This is a genomic window from Amycolatopsis sp. BJA-103 (assembly GCF_002849735.1).
In the GTDB taxonomy this organism is placed as follows: domain Bacteria; phylum Actinomycetota; class Actinomycetes; order Mycobacteriales; family Pseudonocardiaceae; genus Amycolatopsis.
This window is the reverse complement of sequence record NZ_CP017780.1, coordinates 7382198-7396234: the sequence shown is the minus strand read 5'-3', so window position 1 is coordinate 7396234 and position 14037 is coordinate 7382198. Positions and strand designations below refer to the sequence as shown.

Genomic DNA, 14037 nt, shown 5'->3' with positions numbered 1-14037 from the left:
CCCCTACTTACGGACAGCTTCTACCGACTTGCGGGCTGTCGACAAGCTCCCTAGGTGTGTACTTTTCTCTGAGAGGTCGAGGGAAAGGTGCCAGCGATGGCCGGTAGGGATCAGTGAACTGGGGCGCGCGCCAGACGGCCGCGCGATCGGGCCGGCGCGTGGAACACCTCAATGTTCCGCGCGTGCGGCGTCTTTTTCCTGCCACCGTTCCGGGTCACCGTTGAGGCTCCGCCGCCAGCTCAAGGCCAGCGGGATCGTCAGCAACAATCCCGCAAGCCCGAAGACGCCGACCGTCGACTGCGGGCCCACCTGATCCGCCAGGATGCCGCCGATCAGCGGGCTCACGCCCATCGTCGTGGTCAGCCCGGTGTTCGACAGCCCCATCACCTGTGCCCGGCTCTCGTCCGGCACGGCCAGCGTCAGTGACGCCGTCGCCTGCATCAGCGCCACCGTGCCGAAACCGCCGCAGACCACGAACAGCAGGATCGACGACAGCGGGCCCGGCTGCAGGAAACACAGCAGCAGCGGGATCGCCGTCAGCGCCGAAAGCGGTCCGATCAGCTTCGGTCTGGCATGCGCCGGCACCCAGCGCGAGTAGATGAACGCGCCGATCACGCTGCCGATCGGGTCGGCGGCGAGCAACAGGCCGATGACTTCGGGGCCACCGCCCGACGAGGCGACGTAAGGCGCCGCGATGCCCTCGTACACCGGCAGCAGGCCCATCAGCCAGGTGAACAGCAGTAGCGAGCGCAACCCTGAACTGGCGAAGACGATCTTCCCGCCCGAGCCGATGGACGCGAAGAACGACTTGCGCTTCTCGCCGGCCGCCGCGGCCGGGCGCGAGGCGAGGCCGAACCGGACGAACAGCGCCGAGATCAGGAACGTGATCGCGTCCAGCGCGAGGGCGATGTGGGGTTCGAGCGCGGTCAGCAGGAGACCGCCGCCGGCGAATCCGGCCAGCTGCGCCGATTGGACGGTCATGCTGCGGATCGCCATGCCGACGACGAACCGGTCGCCTTCGAGGATCTGCGGCAGCAGGGCCAGCTGGGCGGCCTTGAACGGCGGATTCAGCAACGAGACGGCGCCGACGAGGACGCAAAGGACCCAGAACGGCAGGACCGGGACGGCGACCAGCGCGATCAGCGCGGCCCGCAGCAGGTCCACGACCACCATCACGGTCCGCCGGGGGAAGCGGTCCGCGAAGCCGGTGAGGAAGATGCCGCCGAGCAGCGAAGGGGCGTAGGTCAGCGCGTACGTGAGGCCGGTCAGGGTCGCGGAGCGGGTTTCGGTGAAGACGAGGACCGAGAGCGCGACTCTGGCGAGTTGATCGCCGAAGATCGAAAAAAGCTCGGCGAACCAGAGCGAACGGAACTCGGCTACACCGAACACCTCACGGTAGGTGACCCGTCCGGCCGAAGCCATGTTGCCCCCAATAGGGTCCTTATTACGCGACAAACTCGTGACCGAGAGTAACGCGGTCACGAGCTCGTCACGAAGCGTCATTCGTTCACGTAAGTGTCTCCTGACTGTTGGTGATTGGCTAGGTTCTTTCGCCGGGTTTCTGGAGTTAGAGATCTTTTTCGGTGAAGGGCGGCCTGACGGCGCCGATGTCCCTCTGGCCGGGACTAAGGTCCAGACCAGCGGCTTTCGGTTGTTTCGGGTCTGTCGTCAGTGAAATCCGGACTCGGCCGTGTTGTCCGGCTCGGGATTCCCGTTCACGCGGACCAGCCGGAGAGAGATCCGCACCGCTGGGCCGCCGAAGGCGCCCGACCGCGCTTCGACTCCGCTGAGCAACCGAACGCGACTCCGGCGCCAACCGCCAAACGGATGATCGAACCGCACTCGGTGGAGTGAACGGCTCAGCCGTCGACCGCGAGCACTTCCCGGACCGGGGCCACCTTCGCCGCGTCTCGTTTGGCGACCTCTTCGCGCACGATCGGGATGACGTGACGGCCGAAGTCGATCGTGTCGCCGAGCATGTCGTAACCGCGCGCCGAGAGGATGTCGACGCCGAGGTCGTAGTAGTCGAGCAGGGCCTGCGCGACGGTTTCGGGCGTGCCGACCAGCGCGGTGGAGTTCCCGGCGCCGCCGGTCGCGGTCGCGGTGGGCGTCCACAGTGCCCGGTCGAACCGCTCGCCCTCGGCGGCGACCGCGAGGAGCCGCCGCGAGCCGGTGTTCTCCGGATTCGTGAGCGAATGCCGCCGGGTGAGCTGCTTTCCCCCGCTCGTCCGGGCCTTGATCGCGTCGACCGTGCGGTAGGCCTTCTCCCAGGCGAGTTCTTCGGTCGGCGCGATGATCGGGCGGAACGCGACCTGGATCCGCGGGACGTCGGTCCGTCCGGCGGCCTTCGCCGCGGCCTTGACCGAAGCGATCTGCTCGGCCGTCTGCGCGAGGGGCTCACCCCACAGGCAGAAGATGTCCGCCTCGGCCCCGCCCGCCGCGTACGCCGCCGGAGACGAACCTCCGAACGAGACGCCGGGCCGTGGCTGCTGTGCAGGACGGACATCGAGGACGAAGTCGGCGAAGCGGTAGTGCTCGCCTTCGTGATCGAAGGGCTCCTCGGACGTCCACGCCTGCTTCACGATCTGGATGTACTCGCGCGTGCGTGAGTAGCGCTCGTCCTTGGTGAGGTAGTCGCCTTCGCGTTGCTGCTCGTGGTCGCTGCCGCCGGTGATGAAGTGGACCGTGAGCTTCCCGTCGGAAAGCTGGTCCAGCGTGGCGAACGTCTTCGCCGCGAACGTCGGATACGAGACGTTCGGCCGGTGCGCCAGCAGGATCTGGAGCTTGTCGAGCTTCGCCGCGACGTAGGCCGCGGCCTGTGCCGGATCCGGCCCGCTCGAGCCGTACGCGAACAGCACCCGGTCCCAGCCGAAGTCCTCGTGCGCCCGCGCGAGGCGCAGCGTGTAGTCCTTGTCGAAGACGCCGCCCGACCGCGTCTGCGTCTCCGAACCGTCGTTGGTGCCTCCGATACCCAGGAATTCGACCGGCATCGTCCGTCCCTCTCGTCCGTGTCCCCCTGCACGACGAGTACGCCCGGGTTCCCCGGTGTGGCAACGAGTTCCGCTCCGTGAGAACCCGCACGCGCCCCGGGATCCCGGCGTAGCTTCGGCCTCGTGAGTACTCCAGACGTTCCCTACGTGCTCGCGGTGGTCGGCGCCGGTCCGCGTGGGGTCGGCGTGCTGGAACGACTCGGCGCGAACGCCGCCGAGTTGCTCGGCGGGCGCCGGCTGGTGGTGCACCTCGTCGATCCCTTTCCCGCCGGGGCCGGGCGGGTCTGGCGATACGAGCAGTCGCCGCTGCTGCGGATGAATTCCATGCCCGAGGACGTCACGGTCTTCACCGACGACACCGTCGAGATCGACGGTCCGATCCGGCCGGGTCCGTCGCTGATCGAGTGGGCCCGGCAGGTCCGCGCGGGCACGCTCGACGCCGAGGTCGACGGAAGCCTGCGCGCCGAACTGGGCGCGCTGCAAAGCGATCACTTCCCGACGCGGCGGCTGCAAAGCGCGTATCTCGCCTGGTTCCACCGCAAGGTGCGCTCCGAACTCCCCGGCGGGATCGAGGTCGTCGAGCACCGGACCCGCGCGGTGCGGCTCGAAGACGGCGAGCCGCAGTCGCTCTGGCTGGAAGACCGGTCGGATCCCCTGAAGGTGGACGCGGTCCTGTTCACCGTCGGGCATCTGGACGCCGAGCCGGACGCCCGCGAGACCGGACTCGCGGAGTTCGCCGCCCGTCACGATCTCGCGTACTACCCGGCCGGATATACCGCCGACGTCGACTATTCGGCGATCGGACCCGGGGAAACCGTGCTGGTGCGCGGATTCGGTCTCGCGTTCGTCGACCTGATGCTGCTGCTGACCGAAGGCCGCGGCGGCCGCTTCGAAGAGCAGGCGTGCGGCGGGTTGAAGTACCACCCCAGCGGCGCCGAGCCCGTACTGCACATCGGGTCGCGCCGCGGGGTGCCGTATCACGCGAAGATCGGCTACCGGCTGAGCGGAAAGCCGTTGCAGCTTCCCCGGTTCTTCGACGCGTACGCCATCGAGAAGCTCTGCGCCGTGCCCGGCCGGATCGACTTCCGCCGCGACGTCTGGCCGCTGATCTCGAAGGAGATCGCCTGGGCTTACTACAGCGAACTGTTCACCGCCCATCCCGAGCGGGTGCGCATGGAGTTCGCCGTCTTCGCCGACGCTTTCGCGGACGCGGCACCCGGTGACCTCGGCGCGCTGGTGGCGCGGGCGGTCCCGGCGCCGGACGACCGGCTCGACCTCGACCGGCTCGACCGGCCGATGGCGGGCTCGGAGTTCGGCACCGCCGAGGAGTACGGCAAGGAACTGCGCGAGTACGTCGAGGCGGACTTGAGCCGCCGGGCCGACGCCGAGTACAGCGCGGATCTGGGCGCGTTCATGGCGCTGCTGTCCGTGATGGGCCAGCTTCCCGCGCTCGTGCAGACCGGGCGGCTCGACGCCGCTTCCCAACTGTCCGATTTGGACGGATGGTTCCTCGGTTTCTTCTCCTACTTCGCCAGCGGGCCGCCTTCGCGTCGGCTGGAGGAACTGCTCGCACTCCAGGAAGCCGGACTAGTCTCCTTCTTGGGCGCCGAAATGCGGGTGTCGGCCGACGAGGAACGGCGGGCGTTCGTCGCGTCCGGTGCGAGTTTCCCGGGAGAGACCGAGGCGCGGACGCTCGTCGAGGCGCGGTTGCCCGAGCCGAGCATCGAGCGCGCCTCGGATGTCCTTTTACGACAGTTGCGCGACAGCGGCGCGCTCGGGGAGGAAGCGGTGCTCGACACGGTCACCGGTGACCGGCTGCTCGCCGGCCGGATCCACACCCGCGTCTCCGACGGCCGGATGCTCGACGGCGAGGGCCGTCCGCATCCGCGCCGGTTCGCACTCGGCCCGCACACGTCCGCGCGGTCCGCGGGGGCGTTCACCCGGCCGCGGACCAACGCGCTTCCCTTCCGGCAGAACGACATCGTCGCCCGCGAGATTCTGAAGCTGACCTAGCCTTCCCACACCCGGGAGGGCAGTTCCTTCCGCACGATCGGGATGACGTCGGCAGCGAAGAGCTCCAGAACGTCTCGCGCCTCCTCGGACGTCAGGCCGTCGACGGAGACCGCCTGCACCTCGTGCCCGAACGACGCGTGATAGTCACCGATCTTGTCGATCACCTGTTCCGGGCTCCCGACCAGCGCCGAACCGTTGGTGATCTTGTCCTCCAGCGAGGTGAACTCCGACTTGTTGTGCTGGTACGCGGGCGTTTGCATCAGCGCCTCGAAGTACGGCCGGTAGCCGTCCAGCGCCGCCTGCGACGTCTTGGCGACGTACAGCCCGCCCGCGCCCGAACCGACGAGCGCGTCCGCCGGGTCGTGACCGTACTCGACCCACCGCCGCCGGTAGTGGTCGATCAGATCGGCGTATTTCTTCTTGGGGTGGAAACCGTTCGCGGTGAACAGCGGGTCGCCGAACTTCGCCGCCAGCTCGGTCGACTCGGTGCTCGACGCGCTTCCGTGCCAGATCCGCGGCCGCGGGTGGAAGGGACGAGGCTGCGTCGTGACGTCCGTCAGCGGCGCGCGGAACTCGCCCTCCCAGGTCACGCCCTCCTCCAGGAAGAGACGGCGCAGCAGGGCGAACTTCTCCGCCTGGTACTCCCACTGCCGTTCCTCGTCGAGCCCGAACAGCGGGAAATGCCGGGGATCGTTGCCCTTCCCGATCATGAGTTCCAGCCGCCCGCCGGAAAGCTGGTCCAGCGTCGCGTAGTCCTCGGCGACGCGGACCGGGTCCAGGACGCTGATCACGGTCAGCGTGGTCAGCAGCCGGACCCGCTCGGTGCGTTCGGCCACCGCGGCCAGGATCACCGGCGGCGCCGAGGAGAGGAACGGTTCACCGTGCCGTTCGCCGACGCCGTACGCGTCGAAGCCGAGTTCCTCGGCGAAAATCGCTTCGTCGACAACTCGACGCAGACGTTCGTACTGGCTCGGAGTCACCCCGCTCACCGGGTCGGGGTGGTTCGCGACGAGGGAAAAGAGCCCGAACTTCATCGTGCCTCCAACGGTTTCCGGCCCGGGATCGCGGCCAGCAGCTCCCGGGTGTACTCCGCGCTCGGCCGGTCGAGGACGTCCTGCGCCGGGCCGAGTTCGACGAGCTCGCCGCCGCGCAGCACGCCGACGGTGTCCGCGATCTGGCGGACCACCGCGAGGTCGTGCGAGATGAACAGGTAGGTCAGCCCGAGTTCGTCCTGCAGGTCGGCGAGCAGCCGTAGGATCTGTGCCTGCACCGAAACGTCCAGCGCCGAAACCGGTTCGTCGGCCACGATCAGCTCCGGGCGCAGGGCGAGCGCCCGCGCGATGGCCGCCCGTTGCCGTTGCCCGCCGGAAAGTTCGGCGGGTTTGCGCTCGAGCACCGAGGACGGCAGCGCGACCTGGTCGATCAGTTCCGCCGCGCGCGCCCGCCGCTCCGCCTTCGTGCCGACACCGAAAGCCCGCAGGGGCTCGGAGACGACGTCTTCGATGCTGAACTTCGGGTTCAGTGAGGCGTACGGATTCTGGTACACCAGCTGGAACCGGCGTCGAAGCCGCCGCAGTTCCTCGCCGCGCAGCGTGGTGATGTCCTGCCCGTCGAACTCGACCACCCCGTCGGACGGGTTCTCCAAGCGGAGGATCATCCGCGCCGTCGTCGATTTGCCCGAGCCGGATTCGCCGACCAGCGCGAGCGTCCGCCCGCGGGCGATGTCGAACGAAACGCCGTCGACGGCTCGGGTCGTCCCGAAGCTCTTGCCGAGGTCGCGGACCGAAACCAGGACGTCGGACGACGGTGGTTTCGGTTCCCGCAGCGGCGTGTCGGAAAGGCTGGGCGCGGCGGCGAGCAGATCCCGGGTGTACTTCTGTGACGGCGCGGAAAGGATCTCGCCCGTCGTGCCCTCCTCGACGACGCTTCCCTGGGACAGCACGACGATCCGCGACGCCCGGTCGGACGCGACACCGAGGTCGTGGGTGATCAGCAGGACGGCGGTGCCCGCTTCCGAGGCGAGTTCTTCGAGGTGGTCGAGGATCTGCCGCTGCACGGTGACGTCGAGCGCGCTGGTCGGTTCGTCGGCGATGATGAGCTTCGGCCGCCCGGCCAGCGCGGAGGCGATCAGCGCGCGCTGACGGAGCCCACCGGACAACTCGTGCGGATACTGCCGCGCACGTGCCTCGGGGTCGCTGATCCCGGCCTTGCGCAACAACTTCACCGCCTCCGTGCCCGCGGTGCGCTTGTCCGCGAGGCCGTGGATCAGCAGTACCTCGGCGACCTGGTCGCCGATCCGGTGCACGGGATTGAGCGACACCGTCGGATCCTGGGGGACCAGGGCGATCTCGCGACCGCGCACGGAACGCCAAGCGCGGTCGGAGAGTTTCGTGAGGTCACGACCGTCGAAAGTGATCTCGCCGCGCTCGATCCTCCCGCCGCGAGGCAGCAGCCCGATCGCCGCGTGCGCCGTCGTGCTCTTGCCGGAGCCCGACTCGCCGACGACCGCGACAATCTGTCCCTTGTGGACAGAAAGGTTCACGCCGTCCACCGCGGGTATGTCCTTGTAGGAAACCGCGAGATCACGGATGGTCAGCAGTTCGCTCACCGCTCGTCTCCTTCGATCGCTCGGGACAGCCGGTTCGCGGACAGCACCACGGCCGCGACGGTGAGTCCGGGGAAGGTCGTCATCCACCAGGCGGTGGCGAGGAAGCCACGGCCGCCCGCCACGAGCGAGCCCCACTCCGGGGTCGGCGGGGTGGCGCCGTAGCCGAGGAAGCTCAGCGCGGACACCTCCAATACCGCCGTGCCGAAGGTGAGCGTCGCCAGCGCGAGCACCGGGCCGAGCGCGTTGGGCAGCACATGTCGTCCGAGCACCCCGGTCCACCGCACGCCTCCGGCACGGGCGGCCTCGACGAAAACGCCGCTGCGGACACGCAGTACTTCGGCACGCATCAGCCGGGCGAACTGCGCGAGATTCGCGACGCCCACCGCGATCGCGATGTTGGTCGTCCCGAAGCCGAGCGCGGTGACCAGCGCGAGCGAAAGCAGGATGGACGGGATCGCCAGCAGCACGTCGACGCAGCGCATGATCACCGAATCGAGCGCACCGCCCCGGAACCCGGCGAGCAGGCCGAGCGCGGAACCGGCCACGAGCGCGACGACGACGGCGATCACGGTCGCCTGCAGGGAAAGCGCGGCGCCGTGCACCACCCGTGCGAAGATGTCCCGCCCGGTTTCGTCGGTGCCGAAGAGATGCGCGAGCGAAGGGCCCTGCATCTTCTCGGCGGGGACACCGGCGAGCGGATCCTGCCCGGTGAACAGGTCCGGGACGAGCGCGGAGAGCAGCGCGAACGCGAGGATCGCGATCGCGACCACCAGCCCTGGTCGCTGCCGGGTGCGGGTGAGAACGTCAGGCATCGGCCGTCTCCCGGTGTCGGATTCGCGGGTCCAGCAGCGGATAGACGAGGTCGACGGCGAGGTTGATGACGACGAACACCAGCGCCGCCAGCACGATCACCGCCTGGACCACCGGGATGTCCTGCGCGGTGACCGCCGACGACGTCACCCGCCCGATGCCGTCACGGGAGAACACCGTCTCGGTGATCACCGACCCCGCGATCAGGTTTCCCGCGACCACCCCGGCGATGGTCAGCGTCGGCACCGCCGCGTTGCGCAGGATATGTCCGAAATGGACCCTCAAGCGGCTCGCCCCTTTCGCCAGCGCGATCTCGGTGTAGGGCTCGGCGAGCTGCGTGCGGAGGCTCTTCGCCAGCACCTGCCCGATGATCGCGCCGGTCGGGATGGCGAGGGTGATCGCGGGCAGGATCAGCGACTCGAAGCCGTTCGACCCCAGCGCGGGCACCAGCCTGAGCTGGAAGGAGAAGAACTGGATGAGCAGCAACCCGACCCAGAACGGCGGCAGCGAGATCCCCAGCGGCGGCAGCGCGAGCAGGGCGTTGCCCAGCCAGCGATGCCGGGTGTAGGTGCCGGCGATCGCGATCCCGCCGCCGAACAGGACCGCGAGCACCAGGGCGAATCCGGTGACCGCGAGCGTCGGCGGCAGGGCGGAGACGACCATGTTCGTGGCGTCGTCCCCGGTGGCGATCGAGCGGCCGAAGTCACCCTGCAGCGCGGCGAACAGCCGTTTCCCGTACTGCAGCGGCAGCGGGTCGTCGAGTCCGTACTCCGCCTTCGCCACGGCCAGTTGCTCCGGTGTCACGGAAAGGCCGGCCTCGCCCCCGCCGAGCTTCGCGCTGACCGCGTCACCCGGCAGGAGGTAGAGGATCACGAAGGACAAGGTGAACGCCGCCCACAGGACGAAGACGGCCTGCAGGATCCGCCGGAGCAGATACCGCGTCACGAGCCGGACACCCAGGCGTCGAACAGCTGCAGCCTTGACGACGCTTCGAACCCGACGCCGTGCGCGTTCGGCCCGTGCGCCAGCACCTGGGTCAGCTCGAACACCGGAGCCGAGTAGCCGTGCTCGATGATCGCGCGCTGTGCCTCTTCGGCGGCGGGCTTCCGCTTGGCGGGGTCCACAGTGGACGACTGCGCGTCGAGCGGCGCGTCGACCGGATTGCCCGCGGGGAGCTTGCTGCGGTTGTTCGCCTTGGTGGAGAACAGGTTGCGCAGGATGTCCGGATCCGCGCGGGTGGTGTTGTACCAGAGGTACTCGTAGTTGCCGCTCTGCGTGACCTGCACGGTCTCGGCGGTGGTGCGCTGTTCGATCTGGAGGTCGAAGCCGATCTTGCGCAACTGCTGCTGCACGAGTTCGAGCACGCTCTTGTTCTGGTTGAACACCAGGGAGAAGAGCACCTTCGCGGTCAGTCGCTGGCCGTTCTTCGTGCGGATCCCGTCCGGGCCGGGCACCCAGCCCGCGCTCTCCAGCAGCGACGTCGCCCCGGCCGGATCGTAGGCCAGCAGCGGCGAAAGGTCGGCGTAGAACGGTGTCGCCGAGCCGAGGATGCTGGTGGCCGGCTTGTAGTTCGGCGTCAGGACGGTGTTCGTGACCTCGGGCCGGTTGATGCCCTTGACCACCGCCTGGCGGACCTTCTCGTCGGTGAGCACACCCTTGGTGACGTTGGCGTGCAGGTTGAACACGACACCGGGGTTCGGGCGGGTTGGCTCGGTGAAGCCGTTCCCGGTGAACTGCGGTTCGTCGACCGGCTGGACGTCGGTGATGGCGTCGAGCTGCGCGGACGCGAGACTTCCGGTGCGGACGCCGGGTTCCGGCACGATCTTGTAGGCGATCTTGTCGAGGTACGCCTCACCCCGGTGCTTGAACAGCGACGAGCCCCAGCCGTAGCCCTTGCGTTTGGCGAGGACGATTTCCTGGTTCTGCTTCAGGCTTTCGAAGACGAACGGGCCCGAACCGATCAGGCCGTCCCCTTGGCAGCGCTGGTCCGCGGTCTTCCGGTACGCGGCGGGCGCGAGGATGCCGAGCGACATCGTCGAGCTGGCCTGCAGGAATTGGGCGCTGGGAACGGAGAACTCGATCTTGATCGTCTTCGGGTCGACGACCGTCGTGCCCTTGTACACGGCGAGGTAGCCGGAGCCGAGCTGCGATTTCGGGCCGAGGGCCTTGACCGCGTCGAAGCTCGTCTTGACCGCTGCGGCGTCGACGGGGCTGCCGTCGGAGAACGTCGCGCCGTCGCGCAGATGGAAGGTGAACGCGGTCGAATCCGCGTTGCTCTCCCATTTTTCGGCCAGCCACGGCTTGATCTCACCGGTGGACGGATCCTGGTCGGTCAGCGAATCGACCAGCTGACGGCCGACGTTGAGCGACGCGTTCGTGCCGACCTGCTGCGGGTCGATGCAGTCGGGGCTCGACGAGATCCCGAGGCGAAGCGTGCCCCCGGGTTTGGGCGGCCCGGCATCGGCGCCGGTCGAACCGCCTGCGGACGAGCAGGCGGTGAGGACGAGGGCGGACAAGGCCAGCAGGGATGTGGCGGCGGTACGGGACACCGGGTGGCCTCCAGCGGGAACGGGGCGCTCTTGTGCTTGCGCCGACCCGATTCACGCTAATCACGCACCTTGAGGGCGGCCCACATGCTGAGCGCCACTCCCAGCCTGCGAAACCTCCCAAGACCCCGCTTGACAGCCAGGGAAGTACATGAAGGCCCCCATCCTTGCGCCTGAGTACAGGATGGGGGCCTTCATGTACTCGGGTGGTCAGCAGCGGTTGAGCATGTCCGTCAGCGCGGTCTTCTCGGCCGACTTGATGGTGAGCTTGTACTTGGCCTTCACCGTGGTCCACATCTTCGCGTAGGTGCACCAGTAACCGGTGGACGGCGGCTTCCAGGCGTCCGGCGACTTGTCGCCCTTCTCCTGGTTGACGTTGTCGGTCACGGCGATCAGCTGCGGCGCGCTGAGGTCGTTCGCGAACGCCTGCCGCTGCGCGGTGGTCCACGACGACGCACCGGTGCGCCACGCGGCCGAAAGCGGCACGACATGGTCGATGTCCACATCGGACGCCGCGGTCCAGGTCGCGTCGTCGTACGGGCTGAACCAGCTGCCGGAGACCGCGGCGCAACTGCCGTCCTGCTGCACGTTCGTGCCGTCCCGCTTCAGCACGACCTCGCGGGTGTTGCAGCTGTTGCCCTGGTCGGACCAATGCGGGAACTTCTCGCGGCTGTACCCGCTCGACGAACCGTCCGGCTGGACGGTCAGCGAGGCGAGCTGGGTCTTGGCGGTCGCTGTCGACGGGATGCCAGGGGGTGTCGCTTCGGCGACGCCGACGACTCCGGCCGAGACGATCGCCGAGACGGCGAGAACGGTGAAGGAGCGACGAACAGCAAGCGCAGTTGGCATATTGCTGCCTCCATGTCAGGTGTGGGGACCAAGTCACCTTGCGACACGGATATGGCCTGCGCAACACCATCGGGTGACACTCTGCTGGCCATTCGTGAACAGAGGGTGTCGCGAGCAGGCAGGACTCGGTGTGCACCCGCCGAAAAAGTTTCGGAAAGTCCAGCGGATCGTTCTGGGCCGAACGGCCTACAGCAGCCCGCGGACCAGCCGGAGGTCCTCGGTGTGCCGGTACCAGGTCCACTTGCTCATCGCACGCGGGTGGACGACGCCGTCGCTGCTCGGCCGGGTCGGGATGCAGCCGAGCTGGAACGCCCGCGCGTGCTGCGTCGACGGCCGTTTGAACAGCGTCCCCTTGGTCACCCGCACCATCAGCCCGGGGCCGCTCGTGTCCGGCTCGACCTCGATCGAGCGGGCGGGCCCGCGCAGCACGGTGTGCTCGTCGCAGTAGGCCACCCCGCGCACCATGCCGACCACGCCGCGGCCGACGAGCACGCCGCCGGTGTCGTCGCGGATCAGCGGCACCGGGTCGACCTCGCCGCGCAACGCGAGCGCGAGGGCGCGCAACGGCTGGGTCGGCAGGTCCCAGATGCGGGCGACGTCCGAGGCGGGGGAGGCGGGCACGAAGCCGAGCGACACGCCGGAGAGCTGTTCTTTTCGTAACAGCCGAAGCGCGACGGCCGCGAGGTCGGCGTCGGTGCCCGCGACCACCAGGTGATCGTGTTCCCCCAGCAAGGGGTCGATATCCGCCTTGCCGGGGCGGCTCGGGACGCGCACCATTTCGACGTCGTCGATCTCCGGGAGTGTGGGCTCGCCCTCTGGACAGACCACCACTATTCCGCGCACCCGAAGGCCCTCCGTTACGCTCATGCACCGGCATTTACCAGCGCCAAACCACAAGTCGCCGAACACCTGGAGTGTCACATGCCGGCCATCGTGCTGATCGGGGCCCAATGGGGGGACGAGGGCAAGGGCAAGGCCACCGACCTGCTCGGCGACCGCGTCCAGTGGATCGTGCGTTACCAAGGCGGTAACAACGCGGGCCACACCGTAGTCCTTCCCGACGGGCAGAACTTCGCACTGCACCTGATCCCGTCGGGGATCCTCACGCCGGGCGTCACCAACGTCATCGGCAACGGCGTCGTGATCGACCCGGGCGTGCTCCTCGACGAGCTCGCCGGGCTCGAGGAACGCGACGTCGACACCAGCAAGCTGCTGATCTCCGCCGACGCGCATTTGATCATGCCGTACCACGTGGAGATCGATAAGGTCACCGAGCGTTACCTCGGCAGCCGCAAGATCGGCACCACCGGCCGCGGCATCGGCCCCTGCTACCAGGACAAGATCGCCCGCGTCGGCGTCCGCGTGCAGGACCTGCTGGACGAGAAGATCTTCCGGCAGAAGGTCGAGTCGGCCCTGGAGTTCAAGAACCAGGTGCTGGTGAAGGTCTACAACCGCAAGGCGCTCGACGCCGACCAGGTCGCCGACGAGGTGCTGGCCGCGGGCGAGAAGTTCGCGCACCGCATCGCCGACACGCGCCTGCAGCTCAACCAGGCCCTCGAACGCGGCGAGATCGTGCTGCTCGAAGGCTCGCAGGGCACCCTGCTCGACGTCGACCACGGCACCTACCCGTTCGTGACGTCGTCGAACCCGACGTCCGGCGGCGCGAGCGCGGGTTCGGGCATCGGCCCGGGCAAGATCACCACCGTGCTGGGCATCCTCAAGGCCTACACGACCCGCGTCGGCTCCGGCCCGTTCCCGACCGAGCTGGACGACGAGTCCGGCGAGTACCTGCGCAAGCAGGGCGGCGAGTTCGGCGTCACCACCGGCCGCTCGCGGCGCACCGGCTGGTTCGACGCCGTCATCGCGCGCTACGCGGTGCGGGTCAACGGCATCACCGACTACTTCCTCACCAAGCTGGACGTGCTGTCCGGGCTGGAGAAGGTGCCGGTGTGCGTCGGCTACGAGGTCGACGGGTTCCGCACCTACGACATGCCGATGACGCAGACCGACGTGCACCACGCGCTGCCGATCTACGAAGAGCTGCCGGGCTGGTTCGAGGACATCTCGGGCTGCCGCACCTTCGAGGAGCTCCCGGCGAACGCGCGGGCGTACGTCGAGCGGCTCGAGGAGCTTTCGGGCGCGCGGATCTCGGCGATCGGCGTCGGCCCGGGCCGGGAGCAGACGATCGTGCGCCACGAGTTCGTCTGACCGGTCCTCTGAG

At 68.5% G+C, this 14037-nt stretch carries 11 protein-coding genes; 2 read left to right on the top strand and 9 right to left on the bottom strand.

The window, feature by feature from the left end; genetic code table 11:
* Window positions 1-168: 168 nt before the first annotated feature.
* Window positions 169-1422 (bottom strand): MFS transporter, encoded by a 1254-nt coding sequence (locus BKN51_RS32990; RefSeq protein WP_101611329.1) that lies wholly within the window; start codon window positions 1420-1422, stop codon window positions 169-171.
* Window positions 1423-1859: 437 nt separating this feature from the next.
* A complete protein-coding gene (locus BKN51_RS32985; protein ID WP_101611328.1) occupies window positions 1860-2990 on the bottom strand; it encodes an LLM class flavin-dependent oxidoreductase in 1131 nt (376 codons plus the stop codon).
* Window positions 2991-3113: 123 nt separating this feature from the next.
* Between BKN51_RS32985 and BKN51_RS32980 the strand changes: the two genes are divergently transcribed.
* On the top strand, window positions 3114-5003 hold the full coding sequence (locus BKN51_RS32980; RefSeq protein WP_168214443.1) for an FAD/NAD(P)-binding protein: 1890 nt from the start codon (window positions 3114-3116) through the stop codon (window positions 5001-5003).
* On the opposite strand, the gene BKN51_RS32975 is transcribed toward BKN51_RS32980, so the two are convergent.
* The 7 genes from BKN51_RS32975 to BKN51_RS32945 all read right to left on the bottom strand — a co-directional run bounded on the left by BKN51_RS32975 (window position 5000) and on the right by BKN51_RS32945 (window position 12683).
* Window positions 5000-6037 carry an LLM class flavin-dependent oxidoreductase gene (locus BKN51_RS32975; RefSeq protein ID WP_101611326.1) on the bottom strand — a complete coding sequence of 346 codons (1038 nt, stop codon included), beginning with the start codon at window positions 6035-6037 and terminating at the stop codon, window positions 5000-5002. The genes BKN51_RS32980 and BKN51_RS32975 overlap by 4 nt on opposite strands.
* Window positions 6034-7611 carry a dipeptide ABC transporter ATP-binding protein gene (locus BKN51_RS32970; protein ID WP_101611325.1) on the bottom strand — a complete coding sequence of 526 codons (1578 nt, stop codon included), beginning with the start codon at window positions 7609-7611 and terminating at the stop codon, window positions 6034-6036. The genes BKN51_RS32975 and BKN51_RS32970 overlap by 4 nt, the downstream gene beginning before the upstream one ends.
* Window positions 7608-8423: an ABC transporter permease gene (locus BKN51_RS32965; RefSeq protein WP_101611324.1), complete on the bottom strand. Its 816-nt coding sequence runs from the start codon at window positions 8421-8423 to the stop codon at window positions 7608-7610. Before BKN51_RS32965 ends, BKN51_RS32970 begins: the two co-directional genes overlap by 4 nt.
* On the bottom strand, window positions 8416-9366 hold the full coding sequence (locus BKN51_RS32960) for an ABC transporter permease (RefSeq protein WP_101611323.1): 951 nt from the start codon (window positions 9364-9366) through the stop codon (window positions 8416-8418). The genes BKN51_RS32965 and BKN51_RS32960 overlap by 8 nt, the downstream gene beginning before the upstream one ends.
* Window positions 9363-10970 (bottom strand): ABC transporter substrate-binding protein, encoded by a 1608-nt coding sequence (locus tag BKN51_RS32955; protein ID WP_101611322.1) that lies wholly within the window; start codon window positions 10968-10970, stop codon window positions 9363-9365. Before BKN51_RS32955 ends, BKN51_RS32960 begins: the two co-directional genes overlap by 4 nt.
* A gap of 207 nt (window positions 10971-11177) precedes the next feature.
* Window positions 11178-11816 (bottom strand): HNH endonuclease family protein, encoded by a 639-nt coding sequence (locus BKN51_RS32950; RefSeq protein WP_101611321.1) that lies wholly within the window; start codon window positions 11814-11816, stop codon window positions 11178-11180.
* 186 nt (window positions 11817-12002) lie between these two features.
* Entirely contained in the window at window positions 12003-12683 is a 681-nt protein-coding gene (locus BKN51_RS32945; protein WP_233223039.1) for a hypothetical protein, read from the bottom strand.
* Window positions 12684-12737: 54 nt separating this feature from the next.
* Between BKN51_RS32945 and BKN51_RS32940 the strand changes: the two genes are divergently transcribed.
* Window positions 12738-14024, top strand: a complete 1287-nt coding sequence (locus tag BKN51_RS32940; protein WP_101611320.1) for an adenylosuccinate synthase — start codon at window positions 12738-12740, stop codon at window positions 14022-14024.
* Window positions 14025-14037 lie beyond the last annotated feature (13 nt).